The 22,434-nt window shown below is 66.7% G+C and carries 10 protein-coding genes; 5 read left to right on the top strand and 5 right to left on the bottom strand.

Annotated features, from left to right (window positions below):
- Positions 1–3 precede the first annotated feature (3 nt).
- From ACFSQR_RS10230 to argH, 3 genes are all read right to left on the bottom strand, one after another.
- Positions 4–1,629: a TRAP transporter large permease subunit gene (locus ACFSQR_RS10230; protein WP_377729662.1), complete on the bottom strand. Its 1,626-nt coding sequence runs from the start codon at positions 1,627–1,629 to the stop codon at positions 4–6.
- 9 nt (positions 1,630–1,638) lie between these two features.
- Positions 1,639–2,190 (bottom strand): TRAP transporter small permease subunit, encoded by a 552-nt coding sequence (locus ACFSQR_RS10225; RefSeq protein WP_377729661.1) that lies wholly within the window; start codon positions 2,188–2,190, stop codon positions 1,639–1,641.
- Between the two features lie 153 nt (positions 2,191–2,343).
- Positions 2,344–3,741: an argininosuccinate lyase gene (gene argH, locus ACFSQR_RS10220; RefSeq protein ID WP_377729660.1), complete on the bottom strand. Its 1,398-nt coding sequence runs from the start codon at positions 3,739–3,741 to the stop codon at positions 2,344–2,346.
- A gap of 214 nt (positions 3,742–3,955) precedes the next feature.
- On the opposite strand from argH, the gene ACFSQR_RS10215 reads away from it, so the two are divergent.
- The 3 genes from ACFSQR_RS10215 (at position 3,956) to ACFSQR_RS10205 (ending at position 16,197) form a co-directional block, all read left to right on the top strand.
- Positions 3,956–15,031 carry an Ig-like domain-containing protein gene (locus ACFSQR_RS10215; RefSeq protein WP_377729659.1) on the top strand — a complete coding sequence of 3,692 codons (11,076 nt, stop codon included), beginning with the start codon at positions 3,956–3,958 and terminating at the stop codon, positions 15,029–15,031.
- A 133-nt stretch (positions 15,032–15,164) separates the two neighbouring features.
- Positions 15,165–15,728, top strand: coding sequence for a hypothetical protein (locus ACFSQR_RS10210; RefSeq protein ID WP_377729658.1), 564 nt, complete (start codon positions 15,165–15,167; stop codon positions 15,726–15,728).
- A 43-nt stretch (positions 15,729–15,771) separates the two neighbouring features.
- Positions 15,772–16,197, top strand: a complete 426-nt coding sequence (locus ACFSQR_RS10205; protein ID WP_377729657.1) for a GNAT family N-acetyltransferase — start codon at positions 15,772–15,774, stop codon at positions 16,195–16,197.
- Positions 16,198–16,269: 72 nt separating this feature from the next.
- Here ACFSQR_RS10205 and ACFSQR_RS10200 read toward each other — a convergent pair whose 3' ends face one another.
- Positions 16,270–17,391 (bottom strand): succinylglutamate desuccinylase/aspartoacylase family protein, encoded by a 1,122-nt coding sequence (locus tag ACFSQR_RS10200; protein WP_377729656.1) that lies wholly within the window; start codon positions 17,389–17,391, stop codon positions 16,270–16,272.
- A 141-nt stretch (positions 17,392–17,532) separates the two neighbouring features.
- On the opposite strand from ACFSQR_RS10200, the gene ACFSQR_RS10195 reads away from it, so the two are divergent.
- Positions 17,533–18,954 (top strand): M64 family metallopeptidase, encoded by a 1,422-nt coding sequence (locus ACFSQR_RS10195; RefSeq protein ID WP_377729655.1) that lies wholly within the window; start codon positions 17,533–17,535, stop codon positions 18,952–18,954.
- 134 nt (positions 18,955–19,088) lie between these two features.
- Complete coding sequence (locus tag ACFSQR_RS10190) at positions 19,089–19,925, top strand: hypothetical protein (protein ID WP_377729654.1); 837 nt, start codon at positions 19,089–19,091, stop codon at positions 19,923–19,925.
- Between the two features lie 122 nt (positions 19,926–20,047).
- Here ACFSQR_RS10190 and parC read toward each other — a convergent pair whose 3' ends face one another.
- Positions 20,048–22,363 (bottom strand): DNA topoisomerase IV subunit A, encoded by a 2,316-nt coding sequence (gene parC, locus ACFSQR_RS10185; protein WP_377729653.1) that lies wholly within the window; start codon positions 22,361–22,363, stop codon positions 20,048–20,050.
- Positions 22,364–22,434 lie beyond the last annotated feature (71 nt).

Raw genomic sequence — 22,434 nt, 5'->3', positions numbered from 1 at the left:
GCCTTACTCCTGTGTGGTGTCGCCGTAGTCCGGCGCTTCCGGCGCGGACAACTCCGGCTCGGGCGCGTCGATGCGCAATTCGATATTTTCCTTCATGTCGACCTTGTCCTCCACGGTGACGATGCCGGGGAACCAGATGATCAGCGCGACCATCACGACCTGGATCAGCACGAACGGAATCGCGCCCCAGTAGATGTCGGACGTCTTCACCGCCTTGGGAGCGACCGAGCGCAGGTAGAACAGCGCGAAGCCGAACGGCGGATGCATGAACGACGTTTGCATGTTCACGCCCAGCAGCACGCCGAACCAGATCAGGTCGATGCCCAGCTTTTCGGCCACCGGCCCGACCAGCGGGACGATGATGAAGGCCAGCTCGAAGAAGTCGAGGAAGAACGCGAGCACGAAGATCAGGATGTTCACCACGATCAGGAAGCCCAGCGCGCCGCCCGGCAAGTTGGTGAGCAGGCTCTCCACCCACAGGTCGCCGTTGATGCCGCGGAAGGTCAGCGCGAACACCGTCGATCCGATCAGGATGAACATGACGAAGCACGACAGCCGCGTGGTCGAATCCATCGCCTGCTTCATCAGCGGGAACGACAGGCGGCGGTTGGCGGCGGCCAGCAGCACCGCGCCCAGCGCGCCCATGCCGCCGCCCTCGGTCGGCGTGGCGATGCCGACGAAGATGGTGCCCAGGACCAGGAAGATCAGCGCGAGCGGCGGGATCAGCACGAACACGACCTTTTCGGCCAGGCGCGAGAGCAGCCCCAGTTTCAGGTGCCGGTTGGCCAGCGCGAACAGGAAGGCCGCCGCCACGCCCGCGACCGCGCCGTAGATCGCCGCTTCTTCGCCGACGGCGACGCCGCGGTGCGTCCACCATTGCGTAAAGCCGAAGGCCACCGCGATGCCGCCCGCGACCACGGCGGCCAGCGAGGCCGTACCGCTGCTGCCGTCCGGCTGGCGCAGGTTGCGCGCCTCCAGCGGCAGGGCGGGCATGGCGTTCGGGCGCACCATGGTCACCATGAACACGAAGCCGGCATACAGGGCCGTGAGCATCAGGCCGGGCACGAACGCCGCGCGGTACATGTCGCCCACGGAGCGGCCCAGCTGGTCGGCCATCACGATCAGCACCAGCGACGGCGGGACGATCTGGGCGAGCGTGCCGGAAGCGGCGATCACGCCGCTGGCGATGCGCTTGTCGTACCCGTAGCGCAGCATCACCGGCAGCGAGATCAGGCCCATCGAGATGACCGAGGCGGCCACGACGCCGGTGGTGGCGGCCAGCAGGGCGCCGACGAAGATCACGGCGTAGGCGACGCCGCCACGGATCGGCCCGAACAGCTGCCCGATCGTGTCGAGCAGGTCCTCCGCCATGCCCGAGCGCTCCAGCACCAGGCCCATGAAGGTGAAGAAGGGGATCGCCAGCAGCGTGTCGTTGCCCATGATGCCGAAGATCCGGTTCGGCAGCGCCTGTAGCAGCTCCGGCTGCAGCAGCCCGAGCTCAATGCCGATCAGGCCGAACAGCAGGCCATTGGCGGCGAGCGCGAACGCGACCGGGAAACCGGACAGCAGGAAGACGACGAGCACGCCGAACATGACCGGCGCGAGATTCGCGATGAGGAACTGTTCCATGCGATCCCCTTATTCGCCGAGCGCAGGCGCGCCGTCGTGCGGCTTGCCGAAAGCGCTGGCGTCGACCCGGCCGGCGAGGAAGGCGATGCGCTTGATGATCTCGGAAACGCCTTGCAGGATCATCAGCAGGAAGCCTGCCGGGATCAGCATCTTGGCCGGCCACTGCAGCAGGCCGCCCGCGTTCATCGACATTTCGCCGCCGCGCAGCGACAGCATGGCGTAGGGGATGGCGTACCACAGGATCAGCGCGCAGACGGGGAGCAGGAACAGGACGAACCCGAACAGGTCCATCCAGGCTTGCGCGCGCTTGGAGAAGCGCCCGGCGACGACGTCGATGCGCACATGCTCGTCGCGCTTGAGGGTGTGCGGCGCCGCGAGCAGGAACATCGCCGCGAACAGGTACCACTGGATTTCGAGCCAGGCGTTGGAGCTCAGATTCAGGCCATAGCGCAGCAGCGCATTTGCCGCGCAGATGACGACTGCCGCCACCAGCGCCCAGCTCACTATATTCGCGACCTTTTCATTGAGCGTGTCAATGAGTCTTGCGGCCTTCAGGAACATCAGGCTTGTCTCCCCATTTTATTGTGGGGGTATTGTGCCAGTGTTCACGGTATGTCAGCAATGGAAGGGGCTGTGCCCTGATCTTCAGGGCGACAGGGGTGCGGCATGCGGGAGACTGAGGACTGTCCCCAGCGGGAACAGTCCTTGGGGATGCTACCTGGTGAGGTGTTCGCGCACGCGCGCGATCGCCGCCTTCACCTGTGCAGGCGCGGTGCCGCCGATGTGGTCGCGCGCCGCCACCGAGCCTTCCAGCGTGAGCACCGCGTACACGTCGTCGCCGATCAGCGGCGAGAATGCGCGCAGCTGCTCCAGCGGCATCTCGGACAGGTCGCAGCCGGCCAGGTCGCAGGCGCGCACCGCATGCGCGACCGCTTCATGCGCATCGCGGAACGGCAGGCCCTTCTTGACCAGGTAGTCGGCCAGGTCGGTCGCGGTGGCGTAGCCCTGCAGCGCAGCCGCGCGCATCGCGTCCGGCTTGACGGTGATGCCCTTGGCCATGTCGGCGAAGATGCGCAGGGTGTCGGTGAGCGTGTCGACGGTGTCGAACAGCGGCTCCTTGTCTTCCTGGTTGTCCTTGTTGTAGGCCAGCGGCTGGCCCTTCATCAGCGTGAGGAGGCCCATCAGGTGGCCGTACACGCGGCCGGTCTTGCCGCGCGCGAGTTCCGGCACATCCGGGTTTTTCTTCTGCGGCATGATCGACGAGCCGGTGCAGAAGCGGTCGGCGATGTCGATGAAGCCGACCCGTGGGCTCATCCAGATGATCAGTTCTTCCGACATGCGCGAGACGTGCATCATCACCAGCGACGCGGCGGCGCAGAACTCGATCGCGAAGTCGCGATCGGATACGGCGTCCAGCGAGTTGTGGCAGACGTCCTCGAAGCCGAGCAGGTGCGCCACGCGCGCGCGGTCGATCGGGAAGGTGGTGCCGGCCAGCGCGGCGGCGCCCAGCGGCAGGCGGTTGACGCGGCGGCGCGCGTCGACCAGGCGCTCGGCATCGCGGCCGAACATCTCCACATAGGCCAGCATGTGGTGGCCGAAGGTGATCGGCTGCGCCACCTGCATGTGCGTAAAGCCGGGCAGGATCACGTCGGCGTGCTTCTCCGCCAGGTCGAGCAGGGCGCCGCGCAGGTCGCGGATCAGGCCCAGGATGTCGTCGATGGCCGCGCGCATGTAGAGGCGGATGTCGGTTGCCACCTGGTCGTTGCGGGAACGGCCCGTGTGCAGGCGCTTGCCGGCGTCGCCCACCAGTTCCGTCAGGCGCTTTTCGATGTTGAGGTGGACGTCTTCCAGGTCGAGCAGCCACTCGAAGGTGCCGGCTTCGATCTCGGACAGGATCTGGGCCATGCCGCGCTCGATGTCGGCATGGTCCTGGGCGCTCAGGATGCCCTGGGCGTGCAGCATGCCGGCGTGGGCGAGCGAGCCCTGGATGTCGAACGGCGCCAGGCGCTTGTCGAAGTTGACGGAAGCGGTGTAGCGCTTGACGAGGTCGGAAACGGGTTCGGAAAAGCGCGCGGACCAGGCCTCGCCCTTCGTGGACAGTTGAGAAGTCATTGCAGTGGGATCCAGTAGATAGCCGATTATAAACGCCCGGCCGCGCCGCCGCTCGGCAACCGCTTCCTACAACTGCTTGTTGGTCACTGTCAACATGCATATGCGTGGTGGCAAAGCCATGTCTTGATGGCAACTACTGTTTCTCGGATGGCAAAGGTCCTGTAAGATTCTTCCTACAACGGGCTCTGTCCGTAATTTTCTGATAAGGGATGTCATGCCACACCAAAATACGGCCGCACGCCGAGAGATTGCTTTCGTCAACGGAAACCTGCCCGACCTGAACACCCTGCTTGCGGGACTGCGCGCCGGAGTTGACATTGTCGTGCTGGACCCGGCCCGCGACGGCCTGGCGCAAATCGAAGCGGCGCTGGCCGGCGGCACCGGCATCGATGCGGTCCACCTGGTTGGCCACGGCGCCTCGGGCGTCCTGCAGGTCGGCAGCACCTTGCTGACCACCGCCTACCTGCAGGCGAACCCGGAGGCGCTGGCGGGGATCCGCGCCGCGCTGGCCGACGATGGCGACATCCTCCTGTACGGCTGCGAGACCGGCAAGGACATGGCCGGCGCCGATTTCCTGTCCACGATGGCAGCGCTGTCCGGCGCGGACGTCGCGGCATCGACCGACCTGACCGGCGCGGGCGGCGACTGGGAGCTCGAACGGCAGGAAGGCCCGGTCGAGACGCAGGTCGTGTTCGAAGGTGGCGCCTATGCGCACGCGCTCGCGCTCCAGGTCGATCACATCCACACGTATAGCGCCAATACCTGGGCATTCAGCAGCATGGCGCGCGCGGCCGACGGCACCATCTACCTGGCGCACCTGGAAAACTCGAATACCATCTCGCTGAAGAAGTGGAATGGCACGGACTGGATCGAGGTCAGCGAGCTGACGACCGCCACCGCGGGCGTGACCAACTTCGGCGACGACCTGTCCCTGCAAATCGGCACGGACGGCAACCCTGCGCTGCTGTTCAAGCACTACGTCGGCACCGGTTCGAGCTCGATGCGCGGCGTGAAGTACGGCGAGTTCGACCTGCAGGCGGGCAGCTGGACCACCAACGTCGTGCAGCAGGCATCGCACCCGAGCGGCTGGTACAACTTCGACGATCCAATGCTGGCGATCGGCCAGAACGGCGTGCTGCACGCGGTGTACAACTATGCCGACGCATCGGTGCACGACTACTACATCAAGTACGCCACCAGCACGGACAACGGCGCCACCTGGACCAGCTCCACGGTGCTGCAGACCACCATCGCCGGCATCGACGAGCTGCACATCCCGAAGATCCGCGTCGACGCGGCCGGCACCGTCCACCTTTTCTATGTTCGTGAAGACAACCAGAACGACTACTTCGGCAACCTGTACTACCAGACCAAGGCAGCTGGCAGCACGACCTGGTCCGCGCCGCTGAAGCTGGCGCAGACGCCGGAGACCTATTACGAGGTGGCGACGGACGGCAATGGCAAATTCTGGCTCGCGCACTCGACCACCAATCAGGATGGCGTCGGCACCACGATCCACGTGGTGTCGAACGAGTCCGGCAGCTGGCAGACCGATTCCAGCCTGACCGACAGCCGCGCCAACTATGTGTACGGCATGCAGGTCGCGGCGGGCAAGCTGCACATGCTGGTCGCCTCCGTCGCTCCCGATTGGAGCGATACCAACATGGTGGTGTGGCGCAAGGACGGCCCGGCCTGGACCAAGGGCTACAGTGGCGAAGCGATCATGCCGCAGCTGAGTGCACAGGGAGAAGAGAACTTCGGCGAAGCGATCTTCTCGGTGGGCGCCGACGGCCACATCATGGTCGTGACCGAAGACACCGACCTGCGCAACATCGACTCGACCAGCGGCACTTCCGACGAGTTCGGCCTGCTGCTCAACGCCGCACCGGTCGTCCGCGAACTGGATGGCGAAGTGACGCAGTTCACGCCGGGGGCGACCGACCTGGCGGCCGACTATGCCTACATCGACGTGCAGGTCACCGGCACCGACCAGGTGCTGGTTTCGGACGCGGACTCCCTCAACTTCATCGGCGGCACGCTGTCGATCCTGCAGACCGGCGGGGAAGAGAACGGCCACTTCGAGCTCGACTACCTGAGCGGCGAAGTGGGCTTCGGCCCTGACAGCGGCAGCCTTGGCGGGATTCCATCCGCTGGCCAGAAGGTGTTCGTCCTGGACGGCGCAGTCTGGGAAGAAGTGGGCCGCGTGCATGCGACCCTGGACGGCCAGGACGGCCGCGACCTGGTGATCGAATTCACCACCGCCAATTCGGGTGCGCGCGCTGCCGAATTCCTGATCAAGTACATGATGTACAGCGCGCCAACCGCGGGCGAGCGCACGTTCAGCCTGACCGTCAGCGACGGCGACGGCGGCACCTCGGCTGCCTCGTCCTTCGGTATGACCGGCGTCGACATCGTCCCGCCAGTGGTCACCGGCGTCACCTCGACCACCGGCAACGGCCCGTGGAACGTGGGCGATACCATCAGCATCCAGGTGACCTTCAATGAAGCGGTCACCGTGACCGGCACCCCGGTGCTGGCGCTGGAGACCGGCGCCATCGACCGCAATGCGACTTATACCTCCGGCAGCGGCACCAATACGCTCACCTTCACCTACACGGTGCTGGCGGGCGACCGCTCCACCGACCTCGACGTCACGTCGACCACGGCACTCACCGGCGGAACCATCGCCGACCTGGCGGGCATCGCCGCGATCCGCACCCTGGCCGCGCCAGGCACGGCCGGTTCGCTCGGCGCATCGAAGCAGATCGTGGTGGACGGCATCGCGCCGACCGACCTGGCGATCAGCAACGCGGCGATCACCACGCTGGCCGGCACGCACGCCACTGTCGGCTCCCTGTCGACTACCGACGGCACCGCGTCCGACACGTTCACGTACACCCTGGTGGCCGGCGCGGGTTCCACCGACAACGCCGCCTTTGAAATCAGCGGTTCCTCGCTGCGCGCGATCGATGCATCGGCCCTGACCGAAGGCGTGAAGTCCGTCCGCGTGCGCACGACCGACGCTGCCGGCAACTCGTACGAAGAAGCGTTGGCCATCACCGTGACCACGCCGCCGACCGTCTCCATCAGCACCGATGCCACCAGCGTCAACAAGAACGGCACCGCTGTCATCACGTTTACCTTCAGCGACGCGCCCACCGGCTTTGTGGCAGGCGATGTCACCGTCACCGGCGGCAGCATCGGTCCGGTCACCGTCGATCCTGCCGACAGCAAGGTGTACACGGCCACGTTCACGCCCGCGCCCAACGTGCAGGCCCTCAGCGCCACCATTTCGGTCGACGCAGGCAAATTCACCGATGCAGGCGGCCTGGCCAACGTGGCGAGCACCCAGAACGTCGCCATCACCGGCGACACGCTCAGCCCGACGGTTGCCGTCACGAGCGCACAGGCACTGTTCAAGGCCGGCGAGACCGCCACGATCACCTTCACGTTCAGCGAAGCGCCGGTCGGCTTTACCGCCGGCGATGTCACCGTGACCGGAGGCGCCATCGGCGCCGTCAGCGCCACCGCCGACAGCAAGGTATACACGGCCACGTTCACCCCGGCGGCCAACGTGGAAAGCCTGGCCGGCATGATCAGCGTGGCCGGCGCCAGGTTCACCGATGCGATCGGCAACCAGAACACGGCAAGCACGGTGAACGTCGAATTCCTGGGCGACACGCTGCGTCCGGCCGTCAGCGACGTCAACGTCTCGATCGGCGGCGCCAGCGGCGCCAACGGGACCTTCGTGGCGGGCGATACGGTGACCGTATCCTGGAACGACGGCGACAGCGGCGACCGCAACGGCGACACTGCCGCCGTGACGGTCGACTTCACCCAGTTCGGCGGCCCGGCTGCAGTGGCAGCCACGCTCTCCAATGGCGTGTGGACTGCCAGCTACGACATCGCACCGGGTGCGATCGACGCCACCAACCGCAACGTGTCCGTCACGGTCACTGACGACGTGGGCAATACCACCACGCTCGCCGACACCAGCAACGCGAGCGTGGACAGCCAGGCGCCGGTCCTGTCGCAGGGCGCACTCTCGCTGTCCGGTGCTACCGGTCCGGGCGGCGTGTACCGCATCGGCGACGTCGTCACCGCAACCTGGGACAACACGGCCGATGGCAATGCCGATGCGGCCAGCGTCATTGTGGATTTCAGCCAGTTTGGCGGCGGTGGCGTGGCTGCCGTGTCCAGCAACGGCATCTGGACTGCCAGCTACACGATCACCGATTCGGGATTGGCTGCATCCGGCCTGAACGTCGGCCTGGCGGTATGGGACGACGCCGGCAACCGCAGCAACCTGGCCGGCACCTCCAATGCACAGGTCGATGCGTTGCGCGCGACCGTCACCGGCATTACCTCGTCCGGCGCGAACGGCCTGCGCAAGGCCGGCGACACGGTCAGCATCCAGGTGAAGTTCTCCGAGGCCGTGACTGTCACCGGCACACCGGTACTGGCCCTGGAGACGGGGGCAACCGACCGCAGCGCGAGCTATGCCTCGGGCAGCGGAACCGATACGCTGACCTTCACCTACACGGTGCAGGCAGGCGACCAGTCTCCCGACCTGGACGTCACCGGCATGTCGGCCCTGACTGGCGGCACGATCGTCGACGCGGCCGGCAATGCCGTCACGCGCACGCTGGCCGCGCCTGGCGCAGCCGGTTCGCTCGGCGCGAACAAGGCCATCGTGATCGACGGCGTGGCGCCGACCGCCATCGCGCTCGACCACGCCGAAGTGAACACCCAGGATGGCGCACATGCCGCGGTCGGCGTGCTGTCGTCCACCGACATCGACCCTGCGGACACCTTCACCTATTCGCTGGTGGCCGGTGCGGGCGATACCGACAACGCCGCGTTCGAGATCGTCGGCAACACCCTGCAGGCTATCGACGCGTCCGAGCTGGCCGCTGGCGTGCGCTCGGTGCGCGTGCGGACCACCGACGCCGCCGGCAATACGTACGAGCAGGTGCTGGAAGTGACGGTCACCGCGAACCCGACTGTTGCGATCAGCACCAGCACGAGCACGGTCAATGCCAGCGGCACCGCGCTCATCACCTTTACCTTCAGCGCGGCGCCGAGCGGCTTCACCGCGGGCGATGTCACCGTTACCGGCGGCACGCTCGGCGAAGTCACGGCCGACCCGCTCAACAGCAAGCTCTATACCGCCACCTTCACGCCGGCGGCAGGCCAGCAGGCGCTGCAGGCCGCAATCTCGGTCGGCGCGGGTGTGTTTACCAACGCCGGCGGCCTGGGCAACCTGGCCAGCACCGCCAACGTCGAGATCACCGGCGACACGCTGCTGCCGACCGTGAGCATCGGGAGCAGCCGCAGCGTGTTCAAGGCCGGCGACACCGCAACGGTCACGTTCACCTTCAGCGAAGTGCCGGCCGGTTTCACCGATGGCGACATCACCGTCACCGGCGGCACGCTGACCGGCCTCGCGGCGACCAGCGACAGCAAGGTGTACACAGCCACCTTCACGCCGGCGGCGGACGTCGCCAGCCTGGCGGGCGCAATCAGCATTGCGGGCGCGGTGGTCACCGACGCGGCGGGTAACCCGAACGCGGCCAGCACGGCGAACGTGGCCATCAGCGGGGACACCCTGCATCCGGCCGTGAGCGACGCTCACCTGTCGATCGCCGGCGCCACTGGCGCGAATGGCGCCTTCCGCACCGGCGACACCGTCACCGTGGCGTGGAACGACGGCGCCGGCGGCGACAACAACGGCGACAGCGTGTCCGCAACCGTGGACTTCAGCCAGTTCGGCGGCCCGGCAGCGGCGGCTGCGACGCTCGCCAATGGCGTGTGGAGCGCAAGCTACACCATCACGGCGGGCAGCATCGACAGCACCATGCGCAACGTCTCCGTCACCGTGACGGACGACGCGGGCAACGTCACCACCCGCAGCGACAGCACCAACGCCGTAGTCGACAATGCGGCTCCGGCCGTGTCCGACGCGGCGCTCACGATCGCGGGCGCCACCGGCGCCGGCGGCGTGTATCGCATCGGGGACGTCGTCACGGCGACCTGGAGCAATGTCACCGACGGCAACACGGATATCGCGGGCGTCAGCTTCGACTTCAGCCAGTTCGGCGGCGGCGTCGTTGCGGCCACCATGGCAGGCAACGCCTGGAGCGCAAGCTACACGGTCACGGAAACCGCCATTTCGGCAGGCAACCGAAACGTCGGCGTGTCGGTTGTGGACGATGCTGGCAACAGCACCTCGCGCACGGACACCGCCAATGTGCAGGTAGATGCGGTGCGCGCTGTCGTCACCGGCATCACCTCGGCCAGCCCGGACGGCCTGCGCAAGATCGGCGACACCGTCAGCATCCAGGTGCAGTTCTCCGAAGCGGTCACCGTCAGCGGCACGCCGTCGCTGGCGCTGGAAACCGGCGTCGCCGGCCGCAGCGCCTCCTATGAATCGGGCAGCGGCACCAGCACGCTCACCTTCACCTACACAGTGCAGGCGGGCGACCTGTCGTCGGACCTCGACATCACCGGCATCGCCGCACTGGCCGGCGCCATCGTCGACGCCGCGGGCAATGCGGCCGTCCTGGCATTGCCGGCGGCCGGCGCGGCCGGTTCGCTTGGCGCCAACGAGGCGATCGCCATCGATGGTCTCGCTCCGGCCGCTGTCGCCCTGAGCAACGCAACCGTTACCACGCTGGCCGGCGCCCATGGCGCCGTGGGCACCCTGTCGACTACCGATGCAACCCCTGGCGACAGCTTCACCTACGCGCTTGTTGCCGGCGACGGCTCCACCGACAACGCATCGTTCGAGGTCGTCGGCAATGCACTGCGCGCGATCGACCCGGCTTCCATGGCCGAAGGCGTCAAGTCGGTACGCGTGCGTACCATCGACGCCGCCGGCAACGCGCACGATGAAGTGCTGTCCGTGACCGTGTATGCGCCGCCGACCGTAGCGATATCGAGCGATGCGCTCAGCCTCAAGGCGAACGGCAGCACGACCATCACCTTCACCTTCAGCGACACGCCGGTCGGCTTCAGCGCCAGCGACGTGACCGTGGTGGGCGGCACGCTGGGCGCCCTCACGGTCAGCCCGTTCGACAGCAAGGTGTACACCGCGACGTTCACCCCGACCCCTGGCGTGCAGAACCTGAACGCATCGGTCTCGATCGCGGCAGGCACCTTCAGCGACCAGTCCACGCTTCTCAACCTGGCCAGCACCGCCAATGCCGTCATCACCGGCGACACGCTGGTGCCGACGGTGGCTATCGCCATCGGCCAGGACAGCTTCAGCGCGGGAGAAAGCGCGACCGTGTCGTTCACCTTCAGCGAAGCGCCGTTGGGCTTCAGCCTGGCGGATGTCACCGTTATTGGCGGCACGCTGGACGGCCTGGCGCCTACCGCCGACCCGCGCGTCTATACAGCGACATTCACGCCGTCGGCCAACAGCCCGAGCGTGGCAGGCGCGATCAGCGTCGCCGGCGCGACCTTCATGGATGCGGCAGGCAACCAGAACGCGGCCAGCACGATCAATGTGGTGTTCAGCGTCGATACGCTGGCGCCGAAGATCAGCGACGCCCACCTGTCGGTCACCGGCGCCACCGGAACCAACGGCGCGTTCCGCGCAGGCGATACCGTCACCGTCAGCTGGAATGACGGCGCAAGCGGCGACGACAACGGCGACACCGCGGGCGCGACGGTCGACTTCAGCCAGTTCGGCGGGCCTGCCGCAGTGGCGGCCACGAAGGCGGGCGGCGTCTGGAGCGCGAGCTTCCAGATCGGCGCAGGCGCGATCGACGGCATCAACCGCAATGTGAGCATCACCGTCACCGACAATGCCGGCAACACGGCGACCGCTGCGGACAGCAGCAACGCCAGCGTCGACAATCAGGCTCCGGTCGTGTCCGATGCGGCGCTGGCGGTGAGCGGCGGCGCCAACGGCGTGCTGCGCATCGGCGACACCGTGACCGCGACCTGGAACGACGGCGCAGCAGGCGACAACAACGGCGATATCGCAGGCGTGAGCTTCGACTTCAGCCAGTTTGGCGGCGGCACGGTTGCCGCCACCCGCAACGGCAGCACCTGGAGCGCAAGCTACACGGTGACCGAGCTGGGGACGGACGTGGCCAACCGCAATGTCGCGGTGACGGTCACCGACGACGCCGGCAACGCGGCTGCGCGCACCGATACGGCCAACCTGCGCATCGACGCCATCCGTCCGCTGGTGAGCAGCATCACGCTCGCGGGCACGCCAGCTGCCAGCGCGACCGAGATCGACTTCATCGTGCAGTTCACCGAAGCGGTCGGCGGCCTTGACGTGTCCGACTTCGCGCTCGCGCTGACCGGCGCTACCGTCGCCAGCATCAACAGCGTGACCGGATCGGGCAACAGCTACACCGTGCGCGTCAGCGGCATCCAGGGCGACGGCACGATCAGGCTGGACCTGAACGGTTCGGGCACCGGCGTGGCCGACAGCGCCGGCAATGCGATCGGCGCCGGCTTCGCCGAGGGCGCACAGCACGGCGCCCGCTTCAACGCGTCGCCGGTCTTCGCAGGCGCGGCAACGGCCGAATACAGCCTGGCCGAGAAGCTCACCGCGGTAGCCACCCTGGTGGCGGCAGATGCCGACGGCGACACCGTCAGCTACCGCATCAGCGGCGGCGCCGATGCAGCGCTGTTCGACATCGATGCGGCCACCGGCGCACTGCGCCTGAAGGCGGCGCATCGCGTGGCGGCGCCCGCCGACAGCGACGCGGACAACCGCTTCCAAGTCGAGGTCACGGCCGAAGACGGCAAGGGCGGAACGGACGTGCAGGCCATCACCGTCAACCTGCTGGCTGACCTGGACGGCGACGGACTGCCCGACAACTTCGACGCGGACATCGACAACGACGGCCGCCCGAACTCCGCGGAAGATCCAGTTCCTGGCGCCTTCGGCGGCAACGGCGACGGCAATGGCGACGGCGTGGCCGACAGCCTGCAACTGAACGTCGCGTCGATCGCCACCGTGGTGGCTGGGGCGCCATACGCCACGCTGGCGGTGGCCGAGGGCTACAGCCTGTCGTCGGTCAGCAGCTCCGCTGCGCCGGCGGGCCTGCCGCGTCACGTCAAGATGCCGGTCGGCCAGTTCGACTTCACGATCGGTAACGTGGCGCCGGGCGGCACGGTGGAGATGAGCATCTACGTCGACGCGTCGCGCAACGTGAATGGCTACTTCAAGCAGGACAACAACGGCGTGTGGACCAACCTGGCCACCTCGGTCACCACGGTGGGCGCCAAGACCAAGATCACCTTCTCGCTGACCGACGGCGGCATCTTCGACAGCGACGGCCTGGCCAACGGCAGCATCCGCGATCCGGGCGGCGTCGCCACGATCGCGCCGCTGATCGGCAGTAACGGCGGCGGCCAGACGGTGCGCGTAAGCGTGGCCGAAATGACCCGCCTGGTGACCACGGTCTCGGCAAGCTCGCTCACGACGGCGAGCTACGCCATCTCGGGCGGCGCCGATGCGGCGCTCTTCGAGATCGATGCGGTCACGGGCGTACTGCGCTTCATCGGCACGCCGGACTACAGTGCCCCGCTGGACGCGGGCGCGGACAACACCTACTCGGTGCAGGTGACCGCAAGCGATGCCTTCGGCAGCGACACGCAGGACCTCCTGGTCGCGGTTACCGACGTGGCGGTGGTCGACGGCGTGTCGGTGGGTACCGATACGCGCACCAACGACGACGGCACGACCAGCCAGGTGGTCACGGTGCCGGTGGTCCAATCGGACCGTCAGGAACAGGTGGGCAATACGACGGCCGCGGACATCCCGCTGGCAAGTTCGAATGGCACCGACCTGCTGACGGCGCTGGTGCCGACCGGCGTCGGCCTGCAGGTGATCGGTTCGTCCGCACCGCAATCGGTCGACAAGGCGATGGCGGACCTGATCCGCGAGATTCGCGGCGTCACCCAGGCCGGTTCGCACGACCAGCAGCAGATGACCGGCGGCGGCTCGGGCTTCCTGTCCGGCCTGCCGACCGATGCGAACCTGCTCGTCAAGACGGTCGTCCCGACCGTGGGCAGCGGCGTCACGCCAGGTAACCCGATCGTCATCCAGGGCGCGGCGCCCGGCCTCGGCGGTCCGCTGTCGGCGCTGGTAATCGACGCGAACAACCTGCCGACGGGTTCGGAAATCCAGCTGAACGACGTCGCGTTCGCGGCGATCGTCGGCAACGTGCGCGTGACCGGCGGCGCCGGTTCGCAGAGCGTGTGGGGCGACGGCCAGGACCAGGAGATCATGCTGGGCGCGGACGACGACATCCTGCACGGCGGCGCCGGCAACGACACCATCGGCAGCGCGGGCGGCAATGACCTGATCTTCGGCGACGAGGGCGACGACCTGGTGTTCGGCGGCCTTGGCAACGACAGCATCGATGGCGGTTCCGGCCTGGACGTGCTGCGCCTGGTGGGCGGCAGCCGCGACGACTACATCATGCGCTTCAGCGAAGGCCAACTGGTGCTCACGCACCGCGATGGCGGCGCCGACGGCGTGGACACGGTCGCAGGCGTCGAGAGCTTGCGCTTCATGAACGGCGAGGCGGACACCACGGCGTACGGCACCATCACGCGCCTGTACGAAGCGCTGTTCGACCGCGCTCCGGACGCCGAAGGCATCAGTGCGTGGATGGCAGCACTTGGCCGCGGCGCGTCGCTGGCGACGGTGGCGCAGCATATGCTGGCAGGCTCGGAGTTCGCCCAGCTGGAGCTGAGCAACGAGGAGTTCGTGTCCGCGCTCTACATCCAGTCGCTGGGCCGCACGGCCGATGCGGAAGGGCTGGCATTCTGGACCCGCATGCTCGACGAGGGCAAGCTGACTCAGGCTGCACTGGCGCTGTCGGTGGTCGATTCGGCCGAAAAGCTGGCCATGCCTGTCGTGCGCGAGATCGACTTCGCCGCGACCGACGCCGGCACGCTGGTGCGCATGTACGACTCGCTGTACGGCCGCGCACCGGACATGGGCGGCATCAACCACTGGCTGTCGCTGTCGGAAGCCGGCGTGTCGATGGGCGATATCGCCGATGGCTTTATCGGTTCGGCGGAGTCTCAGGCACTGTACGGCGCGATGACCAATGCGCAGTTCGTGGCGGCGCTGTACCACGGGGCATTGCACCGTGACGCCAAGCCGGGCGAGGTGGAAGGCTGGACCCGACTGCTCGACGAGGGACGCCTGGACCGCGGTGACGTCCTGCTGGGCTTTGCCGATTCGGCGGAGAAGATCGCGCTGGTGGGCCTGATCAGCACCACCATCGATGGGAATGGCGGTTCCTGATCCATCCGCGCAAAAAGAACCGGGCCTCGCGCCCGGTTTTTTTTATTGCCGCTGGCATGTGATGGCGGCGTGACAGCGTCAACGAAATAGAGGACTATTCCAGCTGGAAATAAAGCACATCACAGGAGACAACATGCATACACTGATCCGCTTTCCCGCAGCAGCCGTGCTGGCGCTGGCTGCGCTGTGCGCGCAGGCCGCCGAAGCACCTGTTCCCGCCGCCCCGGCCGCCACGTACACGGCGCGCGCGGCAGACGTCGCATCGGTCGACGGCATCATTGCCGCGCTGTACGACGTCATCTCCGGTCCGCCCGGCCAGGCGCGCGACTGGGACCGCATGCATTCGCTGTTCATGCCCGAGGGGCGCATGATGGTGGTGGCGCCCCAGAAAGACGGCAGCTTCAAGGCGGTTCCGATGACCGTGGACGGCTACATCGCGCGCAGCGGCAAAGTCCTGCTGGAACACGGCTTCTTTGAAACCGAACTGGCGCGCACTACGGAATCGTTCGGCCAGCTCGTGCACGTGTTCAGCACCTACGAGGCGCGGCGCGGCACGCGCGAGTCTGCGCCGTTTGCGCGAGGCATCAACAGCATCCAGCTCTACAACGACGGCCAGCGCTGGTGGATCGCCAGCCTGGCATGGCGCTCGGAAGACGACAAACTCAAACTACCCGAACGGTACCTGCAAAGCCGCTGATTTTCTGTAGAATAGGCCATCCGATCACTGCAGGCGCGCTTCCATGTCCGAGTTAGAGATCAGCACCGATAAGACGTTGCTCGATGTACCGATGATCTATCAGTTCCTCAGCGAGCAATCGACCTGGGCCGTGGGCATCCCTCGCCGCGTGGTCGACCGCGCGATCGAGAATTCGATGTGCTTCGGGGGATTCCTGGACGGGCGCCAGGTGGCCTTCGCCCGTGTGATTACCGACTACGCGACCTTCGCCAACCTGGTGGACGTGTTCGTGCTGCCGCAGTATCGGGGGCGCGGCTACTGCTCCCAGATGATGAATACCATCATGGCGCACCCGTCCCTGCAGGGCCTGCGCCGGTTCACGCTGGCAACGACCAACGCCCATCATGTGTACGAGAAATATGGTTTCCAGGCGCTGGCCGCGCCCGACAACCATATGGAACGCTACCAGCCCAACATCTACATCTCGTAACGTCGTCCCGGCGCAGGCTGGGACCCAAACTGAGCATCTGCCGCTACCAGGTTCGCCCGGGCCACGTCAGCTTTATGAGCTGAGCAGCTTGCCGACGCGGTAGGCCGTGTCTCCGGCCAGCTTTCCCACATTCATGCCGCGATGCACGTAGCGGTGCGCCGTGCGCGCAAAGAACACGCCGTCGCGCGTCGCACGCAACTGCGTGGTCTTGCCGCTGACCGGCTCCACCAGGTCGGCGATCGGTTCGCCGGCCTCGATCTTGTCGCCCAGGTTTTTCATGAACACCAGCACGCCCGAGTGCGGCGCGTGGATCGGCTCCACGCCTTCCAGCGGCGTGGGCGCGCAGATCGGTTCCGGCAGCGGCTCGACCGGGATATCGAGCACGCCTTCGTGCGCGAGATACTGGATCAGGCTGCGCGCATCCTGCCTGGCGTACTCGTAGCTCACATCCATCTCGCCGCGCAATTCGACCGTAACCGATACGCAGGCCGGCGGAATCGGGAACGCCGCGCCGAAGTGCGCCGGCAGGTCCCACCACAGGCGGCTGCACGCCTCGTCGAACGGTTCCTCGCCCGCTTCCAGCGCCAGCAGGACCGCGTGCGCGCCCATGATGGCAGCCAGCGGCTTGACCGCCTGCTGCAACGGCGTCCCCGCGTACATGTGCACCACCGCCTCGTTATCGCAATGCAGGTCGAGCACATAGTCCGCATCGATCGCCATCGCCAGCAAGGTCTTCTTCAGCGTCTCCGCATTCGTTCCGGGCGTCCAGCTGGCGACCGACTCGCGCGCATGTTCACGGATCAGGGCCACGTTGGCCGCCGCGTCGTCGGTCGAGAGCTTCCCGGCCAGCGAGTACTTCAGGTCCGCGGCCACATGCTTGTAGGCGCGGTTGAAGTTGACGCCCGTGGCCAGGTCGAAGCGGCCGAACGGCGCGCCGTGGATCGCCTGGGACATGCCGATCGGGTTCGCCGCCGGGACCAGGATGACTTCCCCCTTGATGCTGCCATCGCGTTCGAGCGCTTCCAGTTCGATGCGCAGGAACTGGGCGACCAGCATGCCGGGGATTTCGTCGGCATGCAGCGCCGCCTGGATATAGACCTTCTTGCCGGTGCCGGGCTGGCCGAAATGGAAGGAGGTCAGCTGGAACGAGGCGCTGCTGTCCTCGGTGGAAATCGCGTGCTTTTGTACGTGCATGGGTGCTTGCGGATGAGTGGAACCGGGAGTGGCAGTCTCTCATAATTCACGCAGGGGCCGCGCCCACCTGTACCCATGGCGAGGCAGGCCGCAGCGGCAGTCCCCTAGTACAATGGCCGGATTCATTCACGAGGAGGCGAGATGCTGCGTTTTTCCACCGTTCTTTGCGCCGCGCTGCTGGCGCTGGCCGCCCCTGCAGCCAGTGCGCAGGCCCAGCCGGGCACCATGCGCGTCGATTACGTCCATAGCGGGAACGCGCTGGACGACAGCTATGCGCTCGAGCGCGTGCTGGTCGAGCCGCTGCCGTGGCCCGGGTCGCTGTCGCAGGCGATCGATACCACCGACCGCGGCGTCAATCGCGTCGAGGTGGTCGATCCCAGGACCGGCGACCTGCTGTACTCGCGCGGCTTCTCCACCATCTTCGGCGAATGGCGCACCACCACGGAGGCCGGCAAGCTCAATCGCGCCTTCCACGAGTCGGTGCGCTTCCCGCATTTCGACAGGCCGGTGCGCGTGAGGATCCTCAAGCGCGACGAGCGCAACGCCTTCTCGGTGGTGTGGACGGTGGATGTCGATCCGACCGCGCTCGACGTCGTGCGCGCGCAGCCAGCCGCGCCCGCCAAGCCGATCCCGATCCGCGTGTCCGGCCCGTCGCCGTCCAAGGTCGACCTGCTGGTGCTGGGCGACGGCTACACGGCAAAGGAAATGAAAAAGTTCGAGGCCGACGCAAGGCGCCTTGCCGACTACCTGTTTACGGTATCGCCGTTCAAGGAGCGCGCGGGCGACTTCAACGTGTGGGGCCTGGCCGTGCCGACCGAGCAATCGGGCGTATCGCGCCCGTCGACCGGCAAGCACCAGGCGTCCGCGCTGGGCACCCGCTACGACATTTTCGGATCCGAGCGTTACGTGCTCACGCTGGACAACCGCGCGCTGCGCGACATCGCCCAGCATGCGCCTTACGAGTTCATCGAAATCCTGGTCAACAACGAGACCTACGGCGGCGGCGGCATCTATGGACAGTTCTCGACGGCCGCTGCCGGCAACGACTGGGCCAACTACCTGTTCGTGCACGAATTCGGCCACCACTTCGCCGGCCTGGCGGACGAGTACTACACCTCGCCGGTGTCGTACCAGAGCACCGGCGAGCGCCCGGAGCCGTGGGAGCCCAACGTGACCGCGCTGCGCGACCCGGCCAGCATCAAGTGGAAGAAGCGCGTCACTGCCGGCACGCCGCTGCCGACGCCGTGGCCCAAGGCGGAGTACGAGGAGCACTCGCGCGCCTACCAGAAGCGCCGCGCCGAGATGCGGGCCGCCAACCGTCCCGAGTCGGAAATGAGCAAGCTGTTCAAGGAAGACCTCGAATTCACCGCCAGGCTGTTCTCGAAGGCGAAGCACAAGCACGATATCGGCGCATTCGAAGGCGCGAACTACGAAGCCACCGGCTACTACCGTTCCCAGATGCAATGCGTGATGTTCGACCGCAGCGAGGAGTTCTGCCACGTCTGCAGCGACGCACTGCAGGAAACCATGGACCTGTACTCGCGCCCCACCGCAAAACCGTAACCCGGCAGGGAGGCCTGTGTGCGGTGACGCACAGACCTTCCGCTGTGCCGACTTCTATTCTGGGCAAAGCTTTGGCTGGGCGAAACACCGGTTTCGCCCTCGACCAGCCCTCATTACAAGGAGAAGGTACAGTCATGAATAAACTGCTCGCAACCCTGATCGCCGGCCTGTTCGCCACCGCCGCGACTGCCCAGACCCAGACCGCACCGGCCGCAGACACGACCCAGGCCGCCAATCCGCGCAATGCCGCCACGCCGGCCACCTCGGCGGCCGCCACCAGCGGCGTCGTGCCGACCACCGGCAAGTCGGTCGGCCCTGCAGCGCAACCGGCCAATCCGACCACGCCTTCGACCGCCGTCACCCAGAGCACCGGCCCGGTGCCGCAGAGCGGCGACAGCCAGATGGGCGCGACCCAGGCGTCCGGCACCGCGCAAAGCGGCAGCGCTGCGCAGGCTGGCGGCGCCGGCCAGACCGCGACCACCGCCCAGGGAGCGCCGGTTGGCACCGAAGCTGCAGCCACTGCCACCACCGCCCGCACGGCCGCCACGCCGACTGCACCGGTGCAGCGCAAGGAGCCTGTGCTGATGGATAACCGCACGGCCAAGAAGGTATCCAAGGCCGAGCACGAAGAAGCGGAAGAAGTCGCGGAAGCCAACCAGAAAGCCAAGAAGGCCGCGCTGAAAGCCGAAGAGCAGAAGGCCGAAGCCAACAAGAAGCTGGCGAAGGCACGCGCGGAAGCAAACGAGGAAGTGCGCGAAGCCGACCCTGAAGACCGCGCCAAAGAACAGGCCAAGCAGGACAAGCAGCTGGCCGAAGCCAAGGCCAAGGCCGAAAAGAAGGTAATCCGCGCCAACGAAAAGGCGGCCAAGGCAGCCGTCGAGGCGAGTGCCGACAAGGCGGCAGCGCAGGCCGAAGCCAACGAAAAGAAGGCCAAGGCCCTCGCCGAAATGAAGAAGGACCAGACGAAGTAAGCGCAGGAAGGCCTGGCCAGCCTGCACCGGGCAGCAAAAAAAAGGGACAGCCCTTATGGGGACTGTCCCTTTCGTTTTTCAGCTTGCCGCTGCCGGCGTGTCCGCAGCGGCAGACTTGCAGGTCAGGTATTGGGGGCGAGTCCCTGGGCCTTCACTTTCGACACCAGCGGCTTGCCCTTGCGCGCCCGCTTCGCGATGTGCGGCTGCAGCGCCGTCGCATTGAGCGACACGTCGCGCGGCTTGCCCGCCCACGTTCCCGTCACGGTCACGCCCTTCTGGGTGATCGGCTGCACCGCCAGCAGTTTTTCCTTGTCTTCCAGCTCCATCAGCGTCACGCCGCGGCCGCCGTTGGTCAGCGTTTTCATCTCGTCCATGCCGAACACCAGCAGGCGTCCTTTCTCGGACAGGCAGGCTATCGCGCTGGCGGTCTCCGTCACGATGCGCGGGGCCAGCGGCTGCGCGCCATCGTCGAGCGTGATGAAGGATTTGCCGCCGCGCAGGCGGCTGACCATGTCGCCGGCTTTGGCCATGAAGCCGTAGCCCGCGGACGAAGCCAGCAGCAGGTTGGTGGATGCGCTGCCCGCAAAGTAGTGCAGGATGCGGACGCCGCCCGACAGGTCGACCAGCGTGGTGATCGGCACGCCGTCGCCGCGCGCGCCAGGCAGCGCCGCCACCGGCACCGAGTAGATCTTGCCGTTGTCGCCGAAGCCGAGCAGCGCGTCGATGGTGCGGCACTCGAATGCGCCGTGCAGCGAGTCGCCCTGCTTGAACGTGAACTGCGCCGGATCGTGGCCGATGCCGGTACGCGCGCGTACCCAGCCTTTCTCGGAAATGATCACGGTGACCGGTTCGTCGATGACCTTCTGCTCCAGCACTGCCTTCTGCGCTTCCTCGATCACGGTGCGGCGCGCGTCGCCGTAGGCTTTCGCATCGGCCTCGATCTCGCGGATGATCAGGCGCTTCATCGAGCCCGGGTTCTCCAGCAGGTCCTGCAGGCCCGCCTTTTCCTTGCGCAGCTCGGCCAGCTCCTGCTGGATCTTGATCGCTTCCAGGCGCGCCAGCTGGCGCAGGCGGATTTCGAGGATGTCCTCGGCCTGGCGGTCGGACAGGTTGAAGCGCGCGATCAGCGCCGCCTTCGGCTCGTCCGAATTACGGATGATGTGGATCACCTCGTCGATGTTCAGCAGGATGGTTTCGCGGCCTTCCAGGATATGGATGCGGTCATTGACCTTGCCCAGCCTGAACTCGGTGCGGCGGCGAACGGTGACGAAGCGGAAGTCGATCCACTCCTGCAGGATTTCGGTGAGGCCCTTCTGGCGCGGACGGCCATCGCCGCCGATCATCACCAGGTTGATCGAGGCCGAGGTCTCGAGCGAGGTGTGCGCGAGCAGCATCGTCATGAATTCGTTCTGGTCCTGGTTCTTCGACTTCGGCTCGAACACCAGGCGTACCGGCGCGTTGCGGCCGGATTCGTCGCGGATCGAATCGAGCGAGCCGAGGATCAGCTGCTTCATGGTCAGCTGCTCCGGCGACAGCGCCTTCTTGCCGACCTTGACCTTCGGGTTGGTCAGTTCCTCGATCTCTTCCAGCACCTTCTGGGCCGACGTGCCGGGCGGGAGCTCGTACACCACCGCCTGCCACTGGCCGCGCGCCAGCTCTTCGATCTTCCAGCGTGCGCGTACCTTCATCGAACCGCGGCCGGTCGAATACATCTCCGAGATCGCCGATGGCGGCGTGATGATCTGGCCGCCGCCCGGGAAGTCCGGGCCTGGCAGCAGCGACATCAGCTCCGCATGCGGCAGCTTCGGATTGCGGATCAGCGCGACCGTGGCCGCGGCCACTTCGGTGATGTTGTGCGACGGGATCTCGGTCGCCAGGCCCACCGCGATGCCCGAGGCGCCGTTCAGCAGCACCATCGGCAGGCGTGCCGGCAGCTGGCGCGGTTCTTCGGTCGAGCCGTCGTAGTTGGGCTGGAAGTCCACCGTGCCCATGTCGATCTCGTCGAGCAGCAGGCGCGCGATCGGGGTCAGGCGCGCTTCGGTGTAGCGCATCGCCGCGGCGCCGTCGCCATCGCGCGAACCGAAGTTGCCCTGGCCGTCGATCAGCGGGTAGCGCAGCGAGAAGTCCTGCGCCATGCGCACCAGCGCGTCGTAGACCGACTGGTCGCCGTGCGGGTGCAATTTACCCAGCACGTCGCCGACCACGGTCGCGGACTTGCGCGGCTTGGCGGTGGAGCTCAAGCCCAGCTCGTTCATCGAGTACAGGATGCGGCGCTGGACCGGCTTCTGGCCGTCGGAGACGTCCGGCAGGGCGCGGCCCTTGACCACCGAGATGGCGTAGTCCAGGTAGGCGCGCTCGGCGAAAGTGGACAGCGTCAGCGCTTCGGCGTCGTCGCCGGGCGCTGCTGCCTGTTCGAATAGGTTGTTCTGGTCAGTCATCGTTCAATCGTTCCTCAACCGTCGTTCCAGCGAAAGCTGAACCCATGCTGAAGTGAGCGAAGGGGACAACG

The organism is Pseudoduganella sp. GCM10020061 (genome assembly GCF_042683405.1).
Classification (GTDB): Bacteria; Pseudomonadota; Gammaproteobacteria; order Burkholderiales; family Burkholderiaceae_D; genus Telluria.
This window is presented reverse-complemented; position numbering and strand designations above follow the sequence as displayed.

Coding starts and splice junctions, on each gene's coding strand:
- ACFSQR_RS10230 (WP_377729662.1), bottom strand. CDS start 1,629: ATGGAACAGTTCCTCATCGCGAATCTCGCGCCGGTCATGTTCGGCGTG.
- ACFSQR_RS10225 (WP_377729661.1), bottom strand. CDS start 2,190: ATGTTCCTGAAGGCCGCAAGACTCATTGACACGCTCAATGAAAAGGTC.
- argH (WP_377729660.1), bottom strand. CDS start 3,741: ATGACTTCTCAACTGTCCACGAAGGGCGAGGCCTGGTCCGCGCGCTTT.
- ACFSQR_RS10215 (WP_377729659.1), top strand. CDS start 3,956: ATGCCACACCAAAATACGGCCGCACGCCGAGAGATTGCTTTCGTCAAC.
- ACFSQR_RS10210 (WP_377729658.1), top strand. CDS start 15,165: ATGCATACACTGATCCGCTTTCCCGCAGCAGCCGTGCTGGCGCTGGCT.
- ACFSQR_RS10205 (WP_377729657.1), top strand. CDS start 15,772: ATGTCCGAGTTAGAGATCAGCACCGATAAGACGTTGCTCGATGTACCG.
- ACFSQR_RS10200 (WP_377729656.1), bottom strand. CDS start 17,391: ATGCACGTACAAAAGCACGCGATTTCCACCGAGGACAGCAGCGCCTCG.
- ACFSQR_RS10195 (WP_377729655.1), top strand. CDS start 17,533: ATGCTGCGTTTTTCCACCGTTCTTTGCGCCGCGCTGCTGGCGCTGGCC.
- ACFSQR_RS10190 (WP_377729654.1), top strand. CDS start 19,089: ATGAATAAACTGCTCGCAACCCTGATCGCCGGCCTGTTCGCCACCGCC.
- parC (WP_377729653.1), bottom strand. CDS start 22,363: ATGACTGACCAGAACAACCTATTCGAACAGGCAGCAGCGCCCGGCGAC.